The sequence below is a fragment of the Achromobacter sp. genome (assembly GCF_057314935.1).
In genome coordinates this window covers 95,439-110,890 of the sequence record NZ_DBHKZA010000001.1, presented here as the reverse complement: position 1 = coordinate 110,890, position 15,452 = coordinate 95,439, and the positions used below count along the sequence as shown (strand labels likewise).

Genomic DNA, 15,452 nt, shown 5'->3' with positions numbered 1-15,452 from the left:
TTCGCCCGCAGCCAGACGAAGGCTATCGTCTTTCTTATTTTTATCATTTATAGATAAATACTAATTGGTAAGAATGAATTTTTATCGAATAATGATATTTAACTAGAAGCAGCACCCAAGGGGAAATCCATGAAGCAGTCATGCAGCAATGACGTACCGGAAGGCGGCATCAGCCGCCGCCAATTCCTGACAGCATCCGCCGCCGCGCTGGCCGGCGCGGCGATCGCCCGCCCCGGGCAAGCGTGGGCGGCGGACTATCCGGCGGGGCGCGCGATCCAGTTCATCGTGCCCTTCCCCGCGGGCGGCGGCACCGACCTGGTGGCCCGGCCGCTGGCGCAGGGCATCGGCGAAGCGCTCAAGCAAAGCGTGGTCGTCATCAACAAAGGCGGGGCGGCGGGCAACATCGGCACGCAGCAGGCCGCGCGCTCGGCGCCCGACGGCTACACCATCGCCCTGGGCTCCACCGGCACGCATACCGTGAACCAGAGCCTGTACGAGAACATCGGCTACGACCCGGTCAAGGATTTCGAACCGGTGTCGATGGTCTGCTACTACAACAATGTGCTGGTCGTGCACCCGTCGTTTCCGGCGCGCACGCTGCAAGAGCTGGTCGCCCTTATCAAGGCAAATCCGGGCAAGTACTTCTACGGCATCACGCAAAACGGCAGTTCGGCGCATCTGGCCATGGAGCTGCTGAAGGCCACGGCCGGGCTGGACTTGCCCGGCGTGCCGTACAAGGGCGCCGCGGCGGCGGTCAACGACTTCCTGGGCGGGCAGTTCCCCATCCTGATGGACGTCGTGATCAACCAGCAGCAATTCATCCACGGCGGCAAGTCGCGCCCGCTGGCGGTGACGTCCGCGCAGCGCGCGCAGGCGCTGCCGGACGTGCCCACCGTGGCCGAGTCCGGCTTCCCCGGCTACCAGGCCATCGGCTGGAACGGCGTGTTCGTGCCCGCCGGCACGCCGGCCGCCATCGTCAAGACGCTGAACGGCGCGGTGCAAAGCGCGCTCAAGCAGCCAGCGCTGGCGCAATTGACGCAAAACGGGTTGGAGCTGCATGGCGGCACGCCCGAAGCACTGGGCCGCTTCGTCGCCAGCGAAAGCGAGAAGTGGCGCACCCTGATCAAAAACGCCGACATCAAGGCCACCTGATGCAACGAATTCCTTACGGCGCCGCCATCGGCGCCGACGCCAACCCCTGGCTGCCGCTGGACCACGAACTGCGCGCGCAGGGCTTGCGGGCCGCTGACGCCCCGCCGGTGCGCGCCGTGGTCTGCGTCACCGTCCACGTGGACGGCCCCGCCGTCGAAGTCGGCCGCAAGCAATTGCCGGTGGGCCCGTACACCGCGGGCCGCTATGCGATCCGGCGCGGCGTGCCCCGGCATCTGGAGATCCTGGCGCGGCACCGCATGCCCGCCACCTTCTTCGCCTGCGGATACGACGTCGAACACTACCCCGCGACCTTCCACACCATCCTGGCCGCCGGACACGAGATCGCCGCGCACGGCTATCTGCACGAAGCCTGGGACCTGGGCGACGAAGAGCCTGCGCTGCTGGCCAAGACCCACCGGATCATCCAGCAGGAATTGGGTGTGACGCCGGTGGGCTGGTGTTCACCGTCCGGGCGCAAAAGCCATCGCACCCTGCCCGCGCTTCGCGAGTTGGGCTACTGCTACGACGCCAGCGAAAAGGACCAGGACCGGCCCTACCTGGCCGACGGCGACGACGGCTTCATCATGCTGCCGAACAACACCGTGTCGCTGGACGACTACCCCTTCTACTTCTCGGGCCACAGCCTGGCCGCCGAAGCCTGCGACAACTGGGTCCAGGAATTCGAGGCCCTGCGCCAGGCCGAAGGCTATGTGCACCTGACCGTGCACCCCAAGGCCGCCGGGGGTTCCGGCACGCCCGCCCGTGCTGCGGCCCTGGACCGCTTCCTCGCCCACGTCGCCGCGCAACCGGACGTGCACGTCATGACGCTGGAAGCGCTGGCCCGCCACTGCCTTGCCCGCCCCGACAACTGGAGACGCGCATGACCGCCCCCAAGACCGTGCTGGTGACCTTGAACGTGCAAGGCATCGGCCCCGAAGCCGCGACCCAACCCGAAACCGCGCTGCACGGCCGGGATGCCCATGGCCGCTACACCTATGGCGGCGGCCTGTCCCGCGTGCTGGACATGCTGCGCCGGCAAGGCATCCGCGCCACGCTCTTCTGGCCGGTGTTCGAAGCCGAGCGTTGCCGCGACCTGCTGGAGCAGAGCCTGCGCGACGGCCACGAGGCGGCCTCCCAGGGCAACGCCTTCGAAGACCTGAGCACGCTGGGCGACCGCGAAGCCGAGGTGCTGGAGCGCGCCCGCGACCGCCTGGCCCGTTTGACGGGCGCCGCGCCGCAGGGCTTCCGCTACACCAGCAGCGCGTTTTCAGCGCGCACCGTGCCGCTTCTGCGGCAATTGGGCTACCGCTACGACAGCAGCGCGATCGACGACGACGCGCCCTATGCGCTGGACGGCGACGGCGGCGCAGGCATGGTCGAGCTGCCCTGGAGCGAAGGCCTGTGCGACGCCACGCATTTCAGCCGCCGCGTCACCCAGGACCGCGCCTATGCGCACTGGGTGGAACAAGGCGACGCGTTGCTGGCCGCCGAAGGCTACGCCTGCCTGACCCTGCATCCGCGCGCCGACCACGGCGTGGGCCGGGCGGCGCGTCTGCAGAAAGTGGAGCAATTGCTGGAACGCTTCCGGGCGGCCGGCGCCGAGTTTGCGGCGTGCGGCGATCTGGCGGCGCGTGCATTGCGGACAGGATAGATCCGTCATTGGGTAAACCCTGAGCAATATTGGCGCCAAAATAAGCTAACATTTTTGAAATATTGATTTCCCTCCGACTACACGGCGCGCGTCGCCGCTTACCGTCCATGACCCAGATCACCCAATTCCCCTTCGTATCGGTTTCCGGCACGCCCGAAGCCCGTGGCCGCTCCTATGGCCAGCAAGCCGCCGACCGCGTGCGCAAAAGCGCGGCCATGTACGGCCAGACGCTGGTCGACCTGGGCTACGACGCCATGGCGCGCACCCAGCTCATCGCCCACTTCGCCCGTGAAATCGAGGACTTCGCCCCGCATTACCTGGAAGAAATGCGCGGCATCGCCGCAGGTGCGAATGTGCCGTTCGAAGACATCGTGATGGTGAACGCCCGCACCGAAGTCGTCGCCAAGGCGCGCGCCGAAAAGAAAAAGGCCGCCGAACTGGAACCCGGCGACGGCTGCACGGGCGCCCTGATCCTGCCCACGCGTTCGGCCAACGGCAACCTGATCCATGGCCAGAACTGGGACTGGCGCGCCGAATGCGCCGAAACCGCCATCGTGCTGCGCGTGCGCAACGACAACGGCCCGGACATCCTGACTTTCGTTGAAGCCGGCGGCCTGGCCCGCAGCGGTCTGAACAGCGCCGGCGTGTCCATCACCGCCAACTACCTGGAATCCGACCGCGACTTCCGCCAGTTGGGCGTGCCGCTGTCGCTGATCCGCCGCAAGGTGCTGGAACAGCAGCATTTCGCGCTGGCCATCAAGGCCGTCGCCACCACCCCCAAGTCGTGTTCGAACAACATCATGATCGGCATGGCCGCGGGCTTTGGCGTCGACTACGAATGCACCACCGATGAAGCCTTCCCGATCTACCCCGGCGCCGACGACCTGATCGTGCACGCCAACCACTGGGTCAGCGAAGTGGCGCTGGGCAAGCTGCGCGACACCGGCCGCGCCAGCACGCCGGAAAGCGCCTACCGGGACTGGCGCGTGCGCCGCCTGCTGAACGAGAAGACGCAGCTGACGCGCGAAGATCTGAAGCACGCCCTGTTCGACGACTTCGGTTCGCCCTATTCCGTCTGCCGCCCGCCGCGCCCGGGCAGCCACGACAACCTGTCGGCCACGGTCGCCATGGTCGTGATGGAGCCCGCCGCCGGCCTGATGGAAGTGGCGCCGCTGCCCGCGCTGAACCGCACGTTCACCCGCTACAGTCTGACCGCAGAACCCGAACTGCTGGCCGCCGCCTGACCGGCAATGCGCCCGCGCAACCCGAGGAAATATCAATGAAGAACCATTGTTTGCGCGCCGCGGTTGCGCTGGCGCTGGCCGCTCTGGCCGGCACGGCTGCCGCGCAATCCGCGCCGCCGCTGCGCATTTCGCTGACGGCCGACATCCGTTCGACCGAACCCGGCGTCAACCGCGACAGCAACAGCGACGCCGTCGTCCTGCACATCGTGGAAGGCCTGGTCGCGTACGGCGAAGACGCCGAAGTGCGCCCCCTGCTGGCCAAGTCCGTCGACATCAGCCCGGACGGCAAGACCTATACCTTCAAGCTGCGCGACGGCATCAAGTTCCATAACGGCAAACCGATGACGTCGGCCGACGTGCTGTGGACGTGGCAGCACTACACCGCCGCCAATTCCGGCTGGCGCTGCGCCAGCGAATTCGACGGCCGCGGCACGGTGAAGGTCACCGGCGTGGAAGCGCCCGACGCGCAGACGGTGGTCTACCACCTGGAAAAACCCACCAGCCTGTTCCTGGCGTCGCTGGCCCGCACCGATTGCGGCGGCACCGGTATCCTGTCCAAGGACTCCGTTGGCGCGGACGGCGCCTGGATCAAGCCCATCGGCACCGGCCCGTTCGAACTGGCCGAATGGAAACGCGGCGAATACATCCGCCTGACCAAGTTCGCGGGCTACTCGAACCTGGACGGCAAGCGCGACGGCTACACCGGCTCGAAGCGTCCGTTGGTGGACGAAGTGCGCTTCATGATCGTGCCGGACGATTCCACGGCCAAGGCCGCCTTGCAGCGCGGCAACATCGACATCATCGAAGACGTGTCCAACAACGACGTGCCGGTGCTGCAAGGCACGCCGAACGTGAAGGTGGCCTACGCGCCGGTGATGAGCATGACGGCGCTGCTGTTGCAGACCAAGGACCCGGTGCTGTCCAGCCCGAAGATGCGTCAGGCCCTGGCCCACGCCATCGATTACAAGCAGTTGGCCGCGGCCGTGACCGAAGGCCTGGCCCAGCCCAACAATTCCATCGTGCCGCTAGTGTCGCCCTACCATGACGCGGTCCAGAAGAAAGGCTGGGACTACGACCCGGCCGCGGCGCAGAAACTGCTGAAGGAAGCGGGCTACAAGGGCCAGGAACTGTCGATCCTGACCACGAAGCGTTACCCGCAGTCGTATAACTCGGCGGTGATCGTGCAGGCGATGCTGCAGTCGGTGGGCATCAATGCGCAGTTGTCGGTGGTGGAGTGGGCGACGCAGCTGGACCGCTACAACGCGGGCACCTATCAGATGATGACGTTCCCGTATTCGGCGCGCCTGGACGCGGCGCTGAACTACGAGATGGTGACGGGCGACAAGGCCAAACAACCGCGCAAGGTCTGGGATAACCCGGAAGCCGCGAAGCTGGTGGAAGCGGCGTCGGTGGATACGGATCATGCCAAGCGGCAGGCGGCGTTCGATCAGCTGCATCAGCTGTTCCTGGCGGACGTGCCGAGCATTCCGCTTTATAACGGGCTGGATATCGGGGCTTACCGGAGCAGCATCAAGGGGTACCAGCCTTGGGCGGTGAAGAAGCCGCGTGCATGGGAAGTGGAGCGGGTTTCTCAGTGAGCGCTGTAAGGCGGTGAAGTAGGACGCCCGTCGGCGCAGCCACCCTGACGGCGCGCGCCCACGATTGCGGTCCGGAGCCTTCGCTCCGGACTGCCCCCTTGTCATCTTCGTTGCGGCCTGCGGCCGCGGCCTTCAGATTCCCTCGGGCGCATCGAGGTTGCGCGCCGTCAGGGTGGCTGCGCCGACGGGCTACCAGCGTCTTGGCTTGAGGCGCTGCCAGACCCGTGGTTGGCGGAGAGTCTTGCGTCGCCCGCCGATTGCGGCCGCGCGGGCGGCCACAATCGGCATACATGGTTGCGGGCGTCGTGGCGGTGTTTCTCTGCAAGCGACCGCGCTCCTGTTGGGCGTAATCGCTCGTTCCCTGGCCCCTTCCTGATCCATCGCAGACGCCGTCCTGCGCCAATCGCGCCCGCCTTCTGGGCGTATCCCCCTTCCTCGGCTCCGCACCCCGATCAGGACATTTCCCTTCCCCATTTCTGCCCTTCGCCGAGCCAGCGCGTACGCCTCGCCTATTCGGGATACTACTGGTATCCCATTGGGATACCAATGAAGTACCGTTCAGCCATCGCATGGCCGCGACCTGTTTTTCCCGGGGGCGGCGCCGCTTCCATTCCTGCAACACGCCATGAACGCTACGCAACGCACCTATCAAACGCTTCTGGACCAAATCGTTTCGCGCCGGATTCCGGCTGGCGAAGTGCTCGAAGAGCGCCGCCTGGCCGATGAGCTGGACGTGTCGCGCACGCCCCTGCGCGCCGCCATGAATCGGTTGCTGGGCGAAGGCATGCTGGAGCGCCTGTCCAACGGATCGATCGTGGTGCGGTCGTTCGGCGTGACGGATCTGCTGGAGTTGCTGCAGATCCGCAGCCTCTTGGAAAGCGAGGCGGCGGCGATGGCGACGGGGCGCATTCCGGCCGAGCCGCTGGAAGGACTGCGCACGCGCCTGCAGGCCTTGCTGGATGCCCAGACGCCTGACGAAAAGTCGGATTGGGAAGTCGACAACGCCCTGCATGACCTGGTGGCCGCCTATTGCGGCAACCGGAATCTGGCGTCGATGATCACCGCGACCCGCCGGCAGGTGCGGATGTGCGACGTTGAGCGATTGCCGCAGCGGCAGGTGCAAGCCAGGGAAGAGCACCTGGCGATCGTGCAGGGCCTGTTGTCGGGCGATTCCGCCCGCGCGCGCCAGGCGATGGCCGCCCATCTGGAGAGCGTGCGCCGCAGCTACGTCAACTCGTTGGGATACCTGAGCCATGGCGCGTGACGTGACGAATTCTCCCGCCGTCGTGCGCGCCCAGCCGCTTACCGCCGATGCGTTCGCGCCATATGGCGAAGTGATCGCGCATCAGGGCGCGGAACGCCGCCACTTCCTGACGGAGCCGATGCGGCACGGGCCGCAAGTCATGCGGCAGGCCTGCTGGGTCAGCCGCGTGAATGCGCGGCCGGCCGGCCCGGTCGTGATCGAACTGATGGAGCGGCATCCGCACGCGGCCCAGACCTTTGTTCCCCTGACGGCGACGCCCTACCTTGTCGTGGTCGCGCCGACCGGGGCCGACGGCTTGCCGGATATGGCGCGGTTGGCGGCCTTTCTGGCGTCCGGCAGCCAGGGCGTTTGCTATCGCGTCGGCACCTGGCATCACGGCTTGACCGTGCTGGGCGGGCCGGCGGAATTCCTGGTCTTGATGGGCCAGACCGGCCGTGATGACGACGATGAGTTCTGGCAGGCGCCGGCCCCCCATGCCGTCGTTTCCCTTCCCGGTTGATTCTTCTCAGGTGGCTTGTCCGTGATGAACTTCGATCCTCCCCACTTGCGCCGCGATTTCATCGGCTATGGCGCAAATCCCCCCGATCCCCAATGGCCCGGCGGCGCGCGTCTGGCGCTGAACCTGTGCATCAACTATGAGGAAGGCGGCGAGCCGTCGGTGCCGGACGGCGACGCGGAATCCGAGACCGGGCTGACCGAAGGCGGCGCGGGCGGCTTTACCGGCCGCGACCTGGCGGCCGAGTCGATGTTCGAATACGGCAGCCGCATCGGTTTTTGGCGGGTGCATCGGATGCTGCAATCCCGCGGCATGACCGCGACGGTGCTGGGCTGCGGCCTGGCGCTGGAACGCAACCCCGAGGTCTGCGACGCGATCCGCGCCGCGGGCTATGACGTCTGCGCGCATGGCTGGCGCTGGGAACGGCATCAGAACCTGACGTTGGAACAGGAACGCGAGCGCATCCGCCGCACGGTGGAATCCATCACCCGTTCGGTGGGCTCGCGCCCGCTGGGCTGGTACTGCCGCTATGGCCCCAGCCTGAATACCCGCGCGCTGCTCGTGGAGGAAGGCGGGTTCCTGTATGACTCCGACACCTACAACGACGAACTGCCCTACTGGACGCACGTCGGCGACACGCCGCATCTGCTCGTGCCATACGGCCTGGCCAACAACGACGCCAAATTCATCCGCGGCGGCATGGCCACGGGACAGGATCTGTTCGAGTACCTGCGCGACGCCTTCGACATGCTTTACGAGGAAGGGTCGACGGCTCCCAAGATGATGTCCGTGGGGCTGCACCTGCGCCTGGTCGGCCAGCCCGGCCGCGCGGCGGGGCTGGCGCGCTTCCTGGACCATGTGGCGGCCCACCGTGATGTGTGGGTGTGCCGCCGCGCGGATATCGCCCGCCACTGGCACGCCTGCCATCCGTTCGCCCAGGACGCGCTGCGCTGATTCGTTTTCTGCAATGACCACGTTTTCTCTTTCAGGAGAGCAGTATGTCGAAGTACAGGAAATTCAATCGCCGCGGCGCGTTGGCCACCGCGCTGGCCGCGGTGCTGGCGCTGGGTCTGGGGACGGCTGCGCAAGCGCAACCGCAGCCCTATCCGAACAAGCCCATCCGCATCGTCGTGCCCTTCCCGCCGGGTGGCGCGGCCGACACGCTGGCGCGCGCCCTGTCGCAACAACTGAACGACACCCTTGGCAAGCAGGTGATCGTCGAGAACCGGGCGGGCGCGGGTGGCACCATCGGGACCAATGCCGTGGCAAGGGCGGAACCGGACGGCTACACGCTGCTGCTGGGCAACGTATCGACGCTGGCGATTGCCCCCAGCCTGTACCCGAACCTGAACTATGACCCGGTCAAGGACTTCCAGCCGATCACGCTCGTCGGCAAGAGCCCGCTGGTCTTCGCCATCAACCCGGCCCTGCCCGCCAAGAACCTGCCGGAACTCGTTGCCCTGGCCGCGAAAGAACCGGGCAAGCTGACGTTCGGATCTTCCGGCGCCGGCAGCATCACCCATCTGACTGGCGAAGTCCTGAACCTGGCCACAGGCGGCAAACTGGTGCACGTGCCCTACAAGGGCAGCTCGCCGGTGCTGCTGGCCGTGGCCTCGGGCGAATTGAGCATGGGCGTCACCCAGGTCGTGGAAATGCTGCCTCAGTACAAGGCCGGCCGTGTCGGCGCCGCGGCCGTGACCGGAACCGAAAAGTCGCCCGCGCTGCCCGACGTCTCGACGGCGGCATCCCAGGGGGTGAAGGGGTTGGAAGCGACCACCTGGTACAGCCTGATGGCGCCGGCCGGCGTGCCGGCTGCCGTCATCGAGCGCTTGCAGCCTGCCCTGCAGCAAGTGCTGACCAACCCGGACCTGCGCAAGCGCTACGCCGACGAAGGGCTGATCCTGGCCCCGTCCACGCCCGCGGAATTGGGCGCCTTCCTGGGCAAGGAAGTCCAGGATTGGGGCGCCGTCATCAAGCAAGCGGGCGTCAAACTCGACTAACGCACTTTCCGGGGATCGTGGGCCCGGGACAGCACAAGGGGCAATTGCTGTATTGAGAACGATTTGCAATAATGCACGCCCCTTTGTCCCAATGGCCCCGACCCCGTGTCCTCCCGACGCCCGCCCCTACCCGGATGGCTGGCCCATTACGCTGATCTGGTCAGTGCGTGGGCACGGCGCAAGCATGATGCCGACGAGGGGCAGGATGCCGCACAGAATGCGGCGCTAAGCCTGTTGCAGGCCGCGCAGCCCGATCTGCTTCGGGACCCGGCGGCTTACCTGCGGCGCAGCATCCGCAACGGCATGACGGCGCGGTATCAGGACAAGGTCTCGGTCCATAGCGTGGCCTGGCAGGAATTGGCGGAACACGAGCACCCGGCCGTCGCGGAGGTCGAATCGAACACTCGGGCGTCGCAGCTTTCCGACGCCTTGCAGCAAGCGCTGGAAGAACTGCCCCTGCCTTGCCAGCAGGTCTTCGCCTGGCATCGGCTGGAAGGCCGGACCATGGGCGAGATCGCGCAGCGCATGGACCTGTCGGTCAGCATGGTGGAAAAGCATATGGCACGCTGCATGCGCCATCTGCACATCAGGTTGAAGCAACATGCCCCCTGAGCCCCTGTATAGTCTTCGGCTTCCCAAGACGGCATCAACCCGTGCGCCCATGACGGATCCCTCTCAACCCGATTCCAGCGACCGTGCCTCGCAAGCGGCGGCGGACTGGTTCGCGCGTGTGCGGTCGGGCGGGATGACGCCCGCCCAGCAGGCGGCATTCGAAGCGTGGCGGCAGGCCGATCCCGCCCATGCCGCCGCCTACGCCGAGATGGAAGCCGTGTGGCAGGCCACTGCCCGGTTCGACGCCGAACGCCTGCGCCGCGTGCTGCCGTCGCGGCAGCCGTCGAGTATTGGCCGGCGCCGTCTGGCGTTCGGGTTGGGGCTGAGCGCGGCCGCGGTCGCCGGGGTCAGCTGGAACCTGTGGCCGTCGGACCCGATCCTGCAAGAGCAGGTGATCACGACCCGCGCGGGCGAAAGGCGCCAGGTGCTGCTGTCCGACGGCACCATGCTCGAGGTCAACACCGCCACCCGCGCGCGCGTGCGGCTTTACGCGGACCGCCGGACGGTGGACATGGAGTCCGGAGAAATCATGTTCTCGGTGACGCCGGACGCGCAGCGGCCGTTCCTGATCGACGCGGGTCAGACCCAGGTGCGGGTGACCGGAACCCGGTTCAACGTCCGCCGCGATGGCGACGCGGCGTCTGTCGCCGTCGAATCCGGCTCGGTCGCCGTGACGACGGGCAGTTGGTGGCGGCGGCAAGCCGTCAACCTGACCGCCGGCCAAGGCGTGCGCAAGCCCGCGGGCCAAGCGCTGACGGACATCGAATCCGTCGACGTGCAGGCGCTGACCGCCTGGCGCCAGGGCAAGATCGTCGTCGCCAATGCGCCGCTGGCGGAAGTCATCAGCGAAATGAATCGCTATCTGGCGCAACCCATCTTGCTGGCCGACGCGCGCCTGGGGCGGCTGCGGATCGCGGGCGTCTTCAGCGTGGACGACCCCAGCGCCTTCCTGAATGCCCTGCCCTCGATGGTTCCCGTCGAGGTCTTGCGAGGCCGCGACGGCGGCATCGTCATCCGTGCCCGTTGAACCGCCCTGCGGCGCGAAAAAATACATTTAGTTTCAAATAATCTGCGCTTTCCATTACGGACTTTCGCGCGTTTTCCACTCTGGACAGTAGCGGTTGGGCGGCGGGCTTCCCGCCGCCCTTCCAAAGCACCTTTGGCCAAAGGGAAACCGGCGCCTCGCGCCTGCACGCCTCGTCATGGAATAGAAGGATCGTGAGCATCAACATTTCGCGCAAGCGCAAGCCAGCGCTTTCCCGCCCCGCCGCCTGGCGCACCTGGATCGGCGCATGCGGCCTGGCCGCAAGCCTGGGCGCCCTGCCCGCCCCCGGCACCGCGCAGGCCCAACCGGCCGCGGTCCGGATCGACATCCCGGCCCAATCGCTGAACCAGGCGCTGCTGCAGCTTGGCCAGCAGGCGCCCATCGAAATCTATTTCGTGCCCGATCTGGTGGCCGGGCTGAACGCCCGCCAGGTCAGCGGAACCATGACGCCGGAACAGGCGTTGGACCAGTTGCTGCACGGCACCGGCATCCGCTACGTGCGTGACGGGGGCAGTATCACGCTGACCTCGGCGCCGGGGCCGGTGCAGCTGGCGCCCGTCACCGTGACGGGCGCCTTTGACGCCACGTCCGAAAACACCCATTCCTATGCCGCCCAGGCCGTGACCCTGGGCAAGACCGCGGAATCGTTGCGCGAAACGCCGCAGTCTGTCACGGTCATCACTTCGCGCCAGATCGAAGACCGCGGCATGACGACCTTGGCGGACGCGATGACCGCGGCAACCGGCATCACCGTCGTCCCCGACGAATACGTCACCGGGGGCAAGTATTTCTCGCGCGGGTTCCAGATCACCGACATCCGGGTGGACGGCGGCGCAGTCGCCGCGCTGGGCAAGAACGACTTCATCGCGGACCCGGATCTGGTCAAGTACGACCGCATCGAAGTCCTGCGGGGCGCGGACGGCCTGTATTCCGGCGCCGGTGAACCCGGCGGCACCATCAACCTGGTGCGCAAGCGGCCGCTGGAAGGCTTCCAGGCCAAGGGCAGCGTGTCGGCCGGCAGCTGGGACAACTACCGCGCCGTGGCGGACCTGAGCAGCCCGCTGGTGGAAAACGGCAAGCTGCGCGGGCGCATCGTGGCGGCGGCCGACACCAAGCACTACTTCTACGACACCGCCAAATCAGCCGGCCAGACGTTCTACGGCGTGCTGGAAGCCGACGTCGCGCCGCGCACCACCGTCATGCTGGGCGCCAGCTACGACAAGCGCCGCGAAACGCCCTGGTACTACGGCTTGCCCCGCTACAACACCGGCGAGGACATCGGCTTCACCCGCAGCACCAGCCTGGCGACCGACTGGAGCGCGAAGCACCATGAAGCCTGGGACATCTTCGGCGACGTGAAGCACACGTTTTCCAACGGCTGGAAATTCTCGTTGTCGGCCACGCATTCCGCCCAGCACTACAACGACAAGTACGGCTACCTGAGCGGCGCGGTCGATCCGGCGACCGGCGACGGCATGGCCTACAGTGGCGCCTACTTCCGTTCGGCCGGCTACCAGAACCAGCTGGACACGAACCTGGCAGGCAGCTTCGACCTGCTGGGACGCTCGCACGATTTCATCATCGGCGCCGACTACAGCAAGCACAAGGCGCATGCCAAGCGCACGGAGCTTGCCGGCGGAGGCCCCGTCAACCTGGCGGACTTGTCCCAGGCGTACTGGCCCGAACCCGACACGCCGGACTTCGGTGTCGGCACGTCCTACATCGACTTCCCGTATTACGGCGAAGAGCGCTCCGGCGCCTATGCCCGGTTGCGCCTGTCGCTGGCCGATCCGCTGCACGTCATCGGCGGGCTGCGGATCAGCAACTACAAGCAGTTCCTGGAACGCTCGGGCATGGCCGACGACGGCACCGCCAACTGGACCGAGCGCTACAACTTCAAGGACAACGACGTCATCACGCCCTTCGGCGCGGTCACGTACGACCTGAACGAGGCCTGGACCACCTACCTCAGCTACGCCGAGATCTACAAGCCGCAGGCGGGATACCTGTCGGGCCCGCAGCCCGGCAAGCCGCTGGACCCGATCACCGGCCGCACCTATGAATGGGGCGTGAAGGGATCGCACATGGGCGGCAAGCTCAACACGTCGGCCGCGCTCTACTACACCGAGCGCAACGGCGAAGCCGCGTCCGACGGCCGCTACCCCACCGATTCCAACCCCGACGACGGCAGCGCCTGCTGCTACATCGCGCAAGGCAAGGTGGTCAGCCGCGGCATCGACCTGGAAGCCAGCGGCGAACTGACGCCCGGATGGCAGCTGTACGCGGGCTATACCTTCAACCACAACAAGGACCGCCGGGGCGACCAGCGCTACGCCAAGAACACGCCGGCGCATCTGTTCAAGCTGTGGTCCACCTACCGGCTGCCTGGCCAATACAACAAGTGGATGGTGGGCGGCGGCGTGACCATGCAAAGCAAGAGCTCGGTCAGCGGCCAGGAATGGGTGCAGTCGGGCGGGCAATGGAGCCAGGCGGGCTACACGACCCGCCAGGGCGGCTACACGGTCGCCAACGCGCTGGTGCAGTACGACATCAGCAAATCCATGAGCGCCACGCTGAACGTCAACAACCTGTTCGACAAGCGCTACTACTCGGGCCTGGGCTCCAACAGCAAGAACAACTATTACGGCACGCCGCGCAACGTCATGCTGACGATGCGCGCCACGTTCTGAATGCGATAGGCCCCGGGGCATCACTGCCCCGGGGCCTATCGCGCCAGGCGGCGCCCGGACGGGCGCCGCGCCTTAGTTGGCGACCTTGGTTTCCCAGACGCGCGGCTTGCCTTCCCAGACCGAGAAGCCTTCGACGCGCTTGTTGACCGCCCAGGCGTCCGCCCCGTTGTACAGCATCAGCATCGGGGTCTGTTCCAGCATCAGGGCGTGCAATTGGTCGAACAGGGCCTGGCGCTTGGCCGGGTCGGATTCCAGGAAGCTCTCGTCTATCAGCTTCTGCGCGGCGGGATCATCCCAGACCTTGCGCGGCTGCTTTTCCTTGTCGCCGGCGAACTGCTCGAAGCTGAGCGACGGGTCCAGGCGCGACGAGAACGAGAACGAGCTGACCTGGTACTTGCCGGTGTTGTAGCGGTCCAGCTGCGTGGCCCATTCCAGCACCTCGATCTTGGCGTTGATGCCGACCGACTGCATCATGGCCTGCGCGATCACGGCGACCTGGTAGCTGGGCACGTGGGCGCGCTTGTTCGCGTAGATGACGACGGGTTCGCCCTTGTAGCCCGCTTCCTTCAGCAGCTGCTGCGCGCGCGCCGGGTCGTACTTGTAGCTGCGCTTTTCCGCTTCCTTGTAATAGGCCGAACCGGCGTAGACCGCCGAATTGTTCAGTTGGCCCAGGCCTTCGGAGGCGGCGGCGACCACCTGCGGAATGTCCAGTGAAGCGGCGATGGCCTGGCGCACCTTCACGTTCTTCAACACCGGATCCTGCGTCTGGAACAGCAGCACGTGCTTGACGGCGTCGTGCGGGCTGAAGACGGTCAGGTTCTTGGCGCTCTTCAATTCGCCCACATCGGTGTTGGTGATCTGGCTGGCGTCGATGGCGCCGGACATCAGGCCGGCCTTGGAGGTGGACGGATCCGGCACGACCAGGAACTTCACCTCGTCTACCAGCGGGCGCTTGGAGCCCACGTAGCCGTCCGGCTTGTCGCCTTCGGGCGAGACATAGTCCTTGAACGCCGACAGCAGGGTGTATTCGCCGCGCTTCCAATCCTTGAACATGTAGGGGCCGGTGCCCACGGGCTTGATCCACGAGCCGTCGGCCGCCACCGAATCCTTGGAGATGATGGCGGTCATGCCGCAGTCGGTGCGCGCCAGCGAATCCAGGAATACCGCCGACTTGCGGTCGACCTTCATCACGACGGTCTTCGCATCGGGCGCGGACACGTCCGTCACCTTCAGGCCGTTGCGGCCGTCGAAGTCACTGCGGCAGCGCCAGTCCGTCTTGGGATCCATGTAGCGCTGCCAGTTCCAGATCACATCCGCCGAGGTCAGCGTGGCGCCGTTGTGGAACTTGACGCCGTCACGCAACGTGAAGGTGTAGGTCAGGCCGTCTGGCGACAAGTCGACCGACTTGGCCAGCAGTGGGCCGACCGTGCCGTTCTCGCGGTAGCCGACCAGGCCTTCGACGATGTTCAGCACCACGCCGTCGGTGGTGTTGTCGCGGTTGACGCCGGGGTTGGTCGAGCGGATGTCGGCCGGTTGCGCCACAGTGAGCACTGCGGCGTGGACCGGCACGGCGGCAAGCGCCAGGGAGAGCGCAAGCGCCCGCGGAACGAAATGGTGGTGCATGGAAAAGACTCCCCGGCGTGCGGCGCAGATTTCACGCATATATTGGCGCCAAAATAATCTGCTAATTATGGCGACTC

The 15,452-nt window shown here is 66.3% G+C and carries 13 protein-coding genes; 12 read left to right on the top strand and 1 reads right to left on the bottom strand.

What is annotated here, in order from left to right; genetic code table 11:
• Positions 1 to 129: 129 nt before the first annotated feature.
• From ACO6D5_RS00530 to ACO6D5_RS00475, 12 genes are all read left to right on the top strand, one after another.
• Positions 130 to 1,152: a Bug family tripartite tricarboxylate transporter substrate binding protein gene (locus tag ACO6D5_RS00530; protein WP_485824319.1), complete on the top strand. Its 1,023-nt coding sequence runs from the start codon at positions 130 to 132 to the stop codon at positions 1,150 to 1,152.
• Positions 1,152 to 2,036 (top strand): polysaccharide deacetylase family protein, encoded by an 885-nt coding sequence (locus tag ACO6D5_RS00525; protein ID WP_485824318.1) that lies wholly within the window; start codon positions 1,152 to 1,154, stop codon positions 2,034 to 2,036. Before ACO6D5_RS00530 ends, ACO6D5_RS00525 begins: the two co-directional genes overlap by 1 nt.
• A complete protein-coding gene (locus ACO6D5_RS00520; RefSeq protein WP_485824317.1) occupies positions 2,033 to 2,803 on the top strand; it encodes a polysaccharide deacetylase family protein in 771 nt (256 codons plus the stop codon). Before ACO6D5_RS00525 ends, ACO6D5_RS00520 begins: the two co-directional genes overlap by 4 nt.
• A gap of 107 nt (positions 2,804 to 2,910) precedes the next feature.
• Positions 2,911 to 4,047, top strand: coding sequence for a C45 family autoproteolytic acyltransferase/hydrolase (locus ACO6D5_RS00515; protein WP_485824316.1), 1,137 nt, complete (start codon positions 2,911 to 2,913; stop codon positions 4,045 to 4,047).
• 35 nt (positions 4,048 to 4,082) lie between these two features.
• Positions 4,083 to 5,645: an ABC transporter substrate-binding protein gene (locus ACO6D5_RS00510; RefSeq protein ID WP_315526677.1), complete on the top strand. Its 1,563-nt coding sequence runs from the start codon at positions 4,083 to 4,085 to the stop codon at positions 5,643 to 5,645.
• 625 nt (positions 5,646 to 6,270) lie between these two features.
• The gene (locus ACO6D5_RS00505; protein WP_315526676.1) at positions 6,271 to 6,909 is read left to right on the top strand and encodes an FCD domain-containing protein; all 639 of its coding nucleotides are present in this window, start codon (positions 6,271 to 6,273) and stop codon (positions 6,907 to 6,909) included.
• Position 6,910: 1 nt separating this feature from the next.
• The gene (locus ACO6D5_RS00500) at positions 6,911 to 7,408 is read left to right on the top strand and encodes an ureidoglycolate lyase (protein WP_315526675.1); all 498 of its coding nucleotides are present in this window, start codon (positions 6,911 to 6,913) and stop codon (positions 7,406 to 7,408) included.
• Between the two features lie 24 nt (positions 7,409 to 7,432).
• Entirely contained in the window at positions 7,433 to 8,359 is a 927-nt protein-coding gene (locus ACO6D5_RS00495) for an allantoinase PuuE (protein WP_485824315.1), read from the top strand.
• A 44-nt stretch (positions 8,360 to 8,403) separates the two neighbouring features.
• Positions 8,404 to 9,405, top strand: a complete 1,002-nt coding sequence (locus ACO6D5_RS00490) for a Bug family tripartite tricarboxylate transporter substrate binding protein (protein ID WP_485824314.1) — start codon at positions 8,404 to 8,406, stop codon at positions 9,403 to 9,405.
• Between the two features lie 105 nt (positions 9,406 to 9,510).
• A complete protein-coding gene (locus ACO6D5_RS00485; RefSeq protein ID WP_485824313.1) occupies positions 9,511 to 10,017 on the top strand; it encodes an RNA polymerase sigma factor in 507 nt (168 codons plus the stop codon).
• A 49-nt stretch (positions 10,018 to 10,066) separates the two neighbouring features.
• A complete protein-coding gene (locus tag ACO6D5_RS00480; protein ID WP_485824312.1) occupies positions 10,067 to 11,044 on the top strand; it encodes a FecR family protein in 978 nt (325 codons plus the stop codon).
• Between the two features lie 191 nt (positions 11,045 to 11,235).
• Positions 11,236 to 13,752, top strand: coding sequence for a TonB-dependent siderophore receptor (locus tag ACO6D5_RS00475; RefSeq protein WP_485824311.1), 2,517 nt, complete (start codon positions 11,236 to 11,238; stop codon positions 13,750 to 13,752).
• Between the two features lie 72 nt (positions 13,753 to 13,824).
• Here ACO6D5_RS00475 and ACO6D5_RS00470 read toward each other — a convergent pair whose 3' ends face one another.
• On the bottom strand, positions 13,825 to 15,375 hold the full coding sequence (locus ACO6D5_RS00470; protein WP_315526669.1) for an ABC transporter substrate-binding protein: 1,551 nt from the start codon (positions 15,373 to 15,375) through the stop codon (positions 13,825 to 13,827).
• Positions 15,376 to 15,452: the final 77 nt, after the last annotated feature.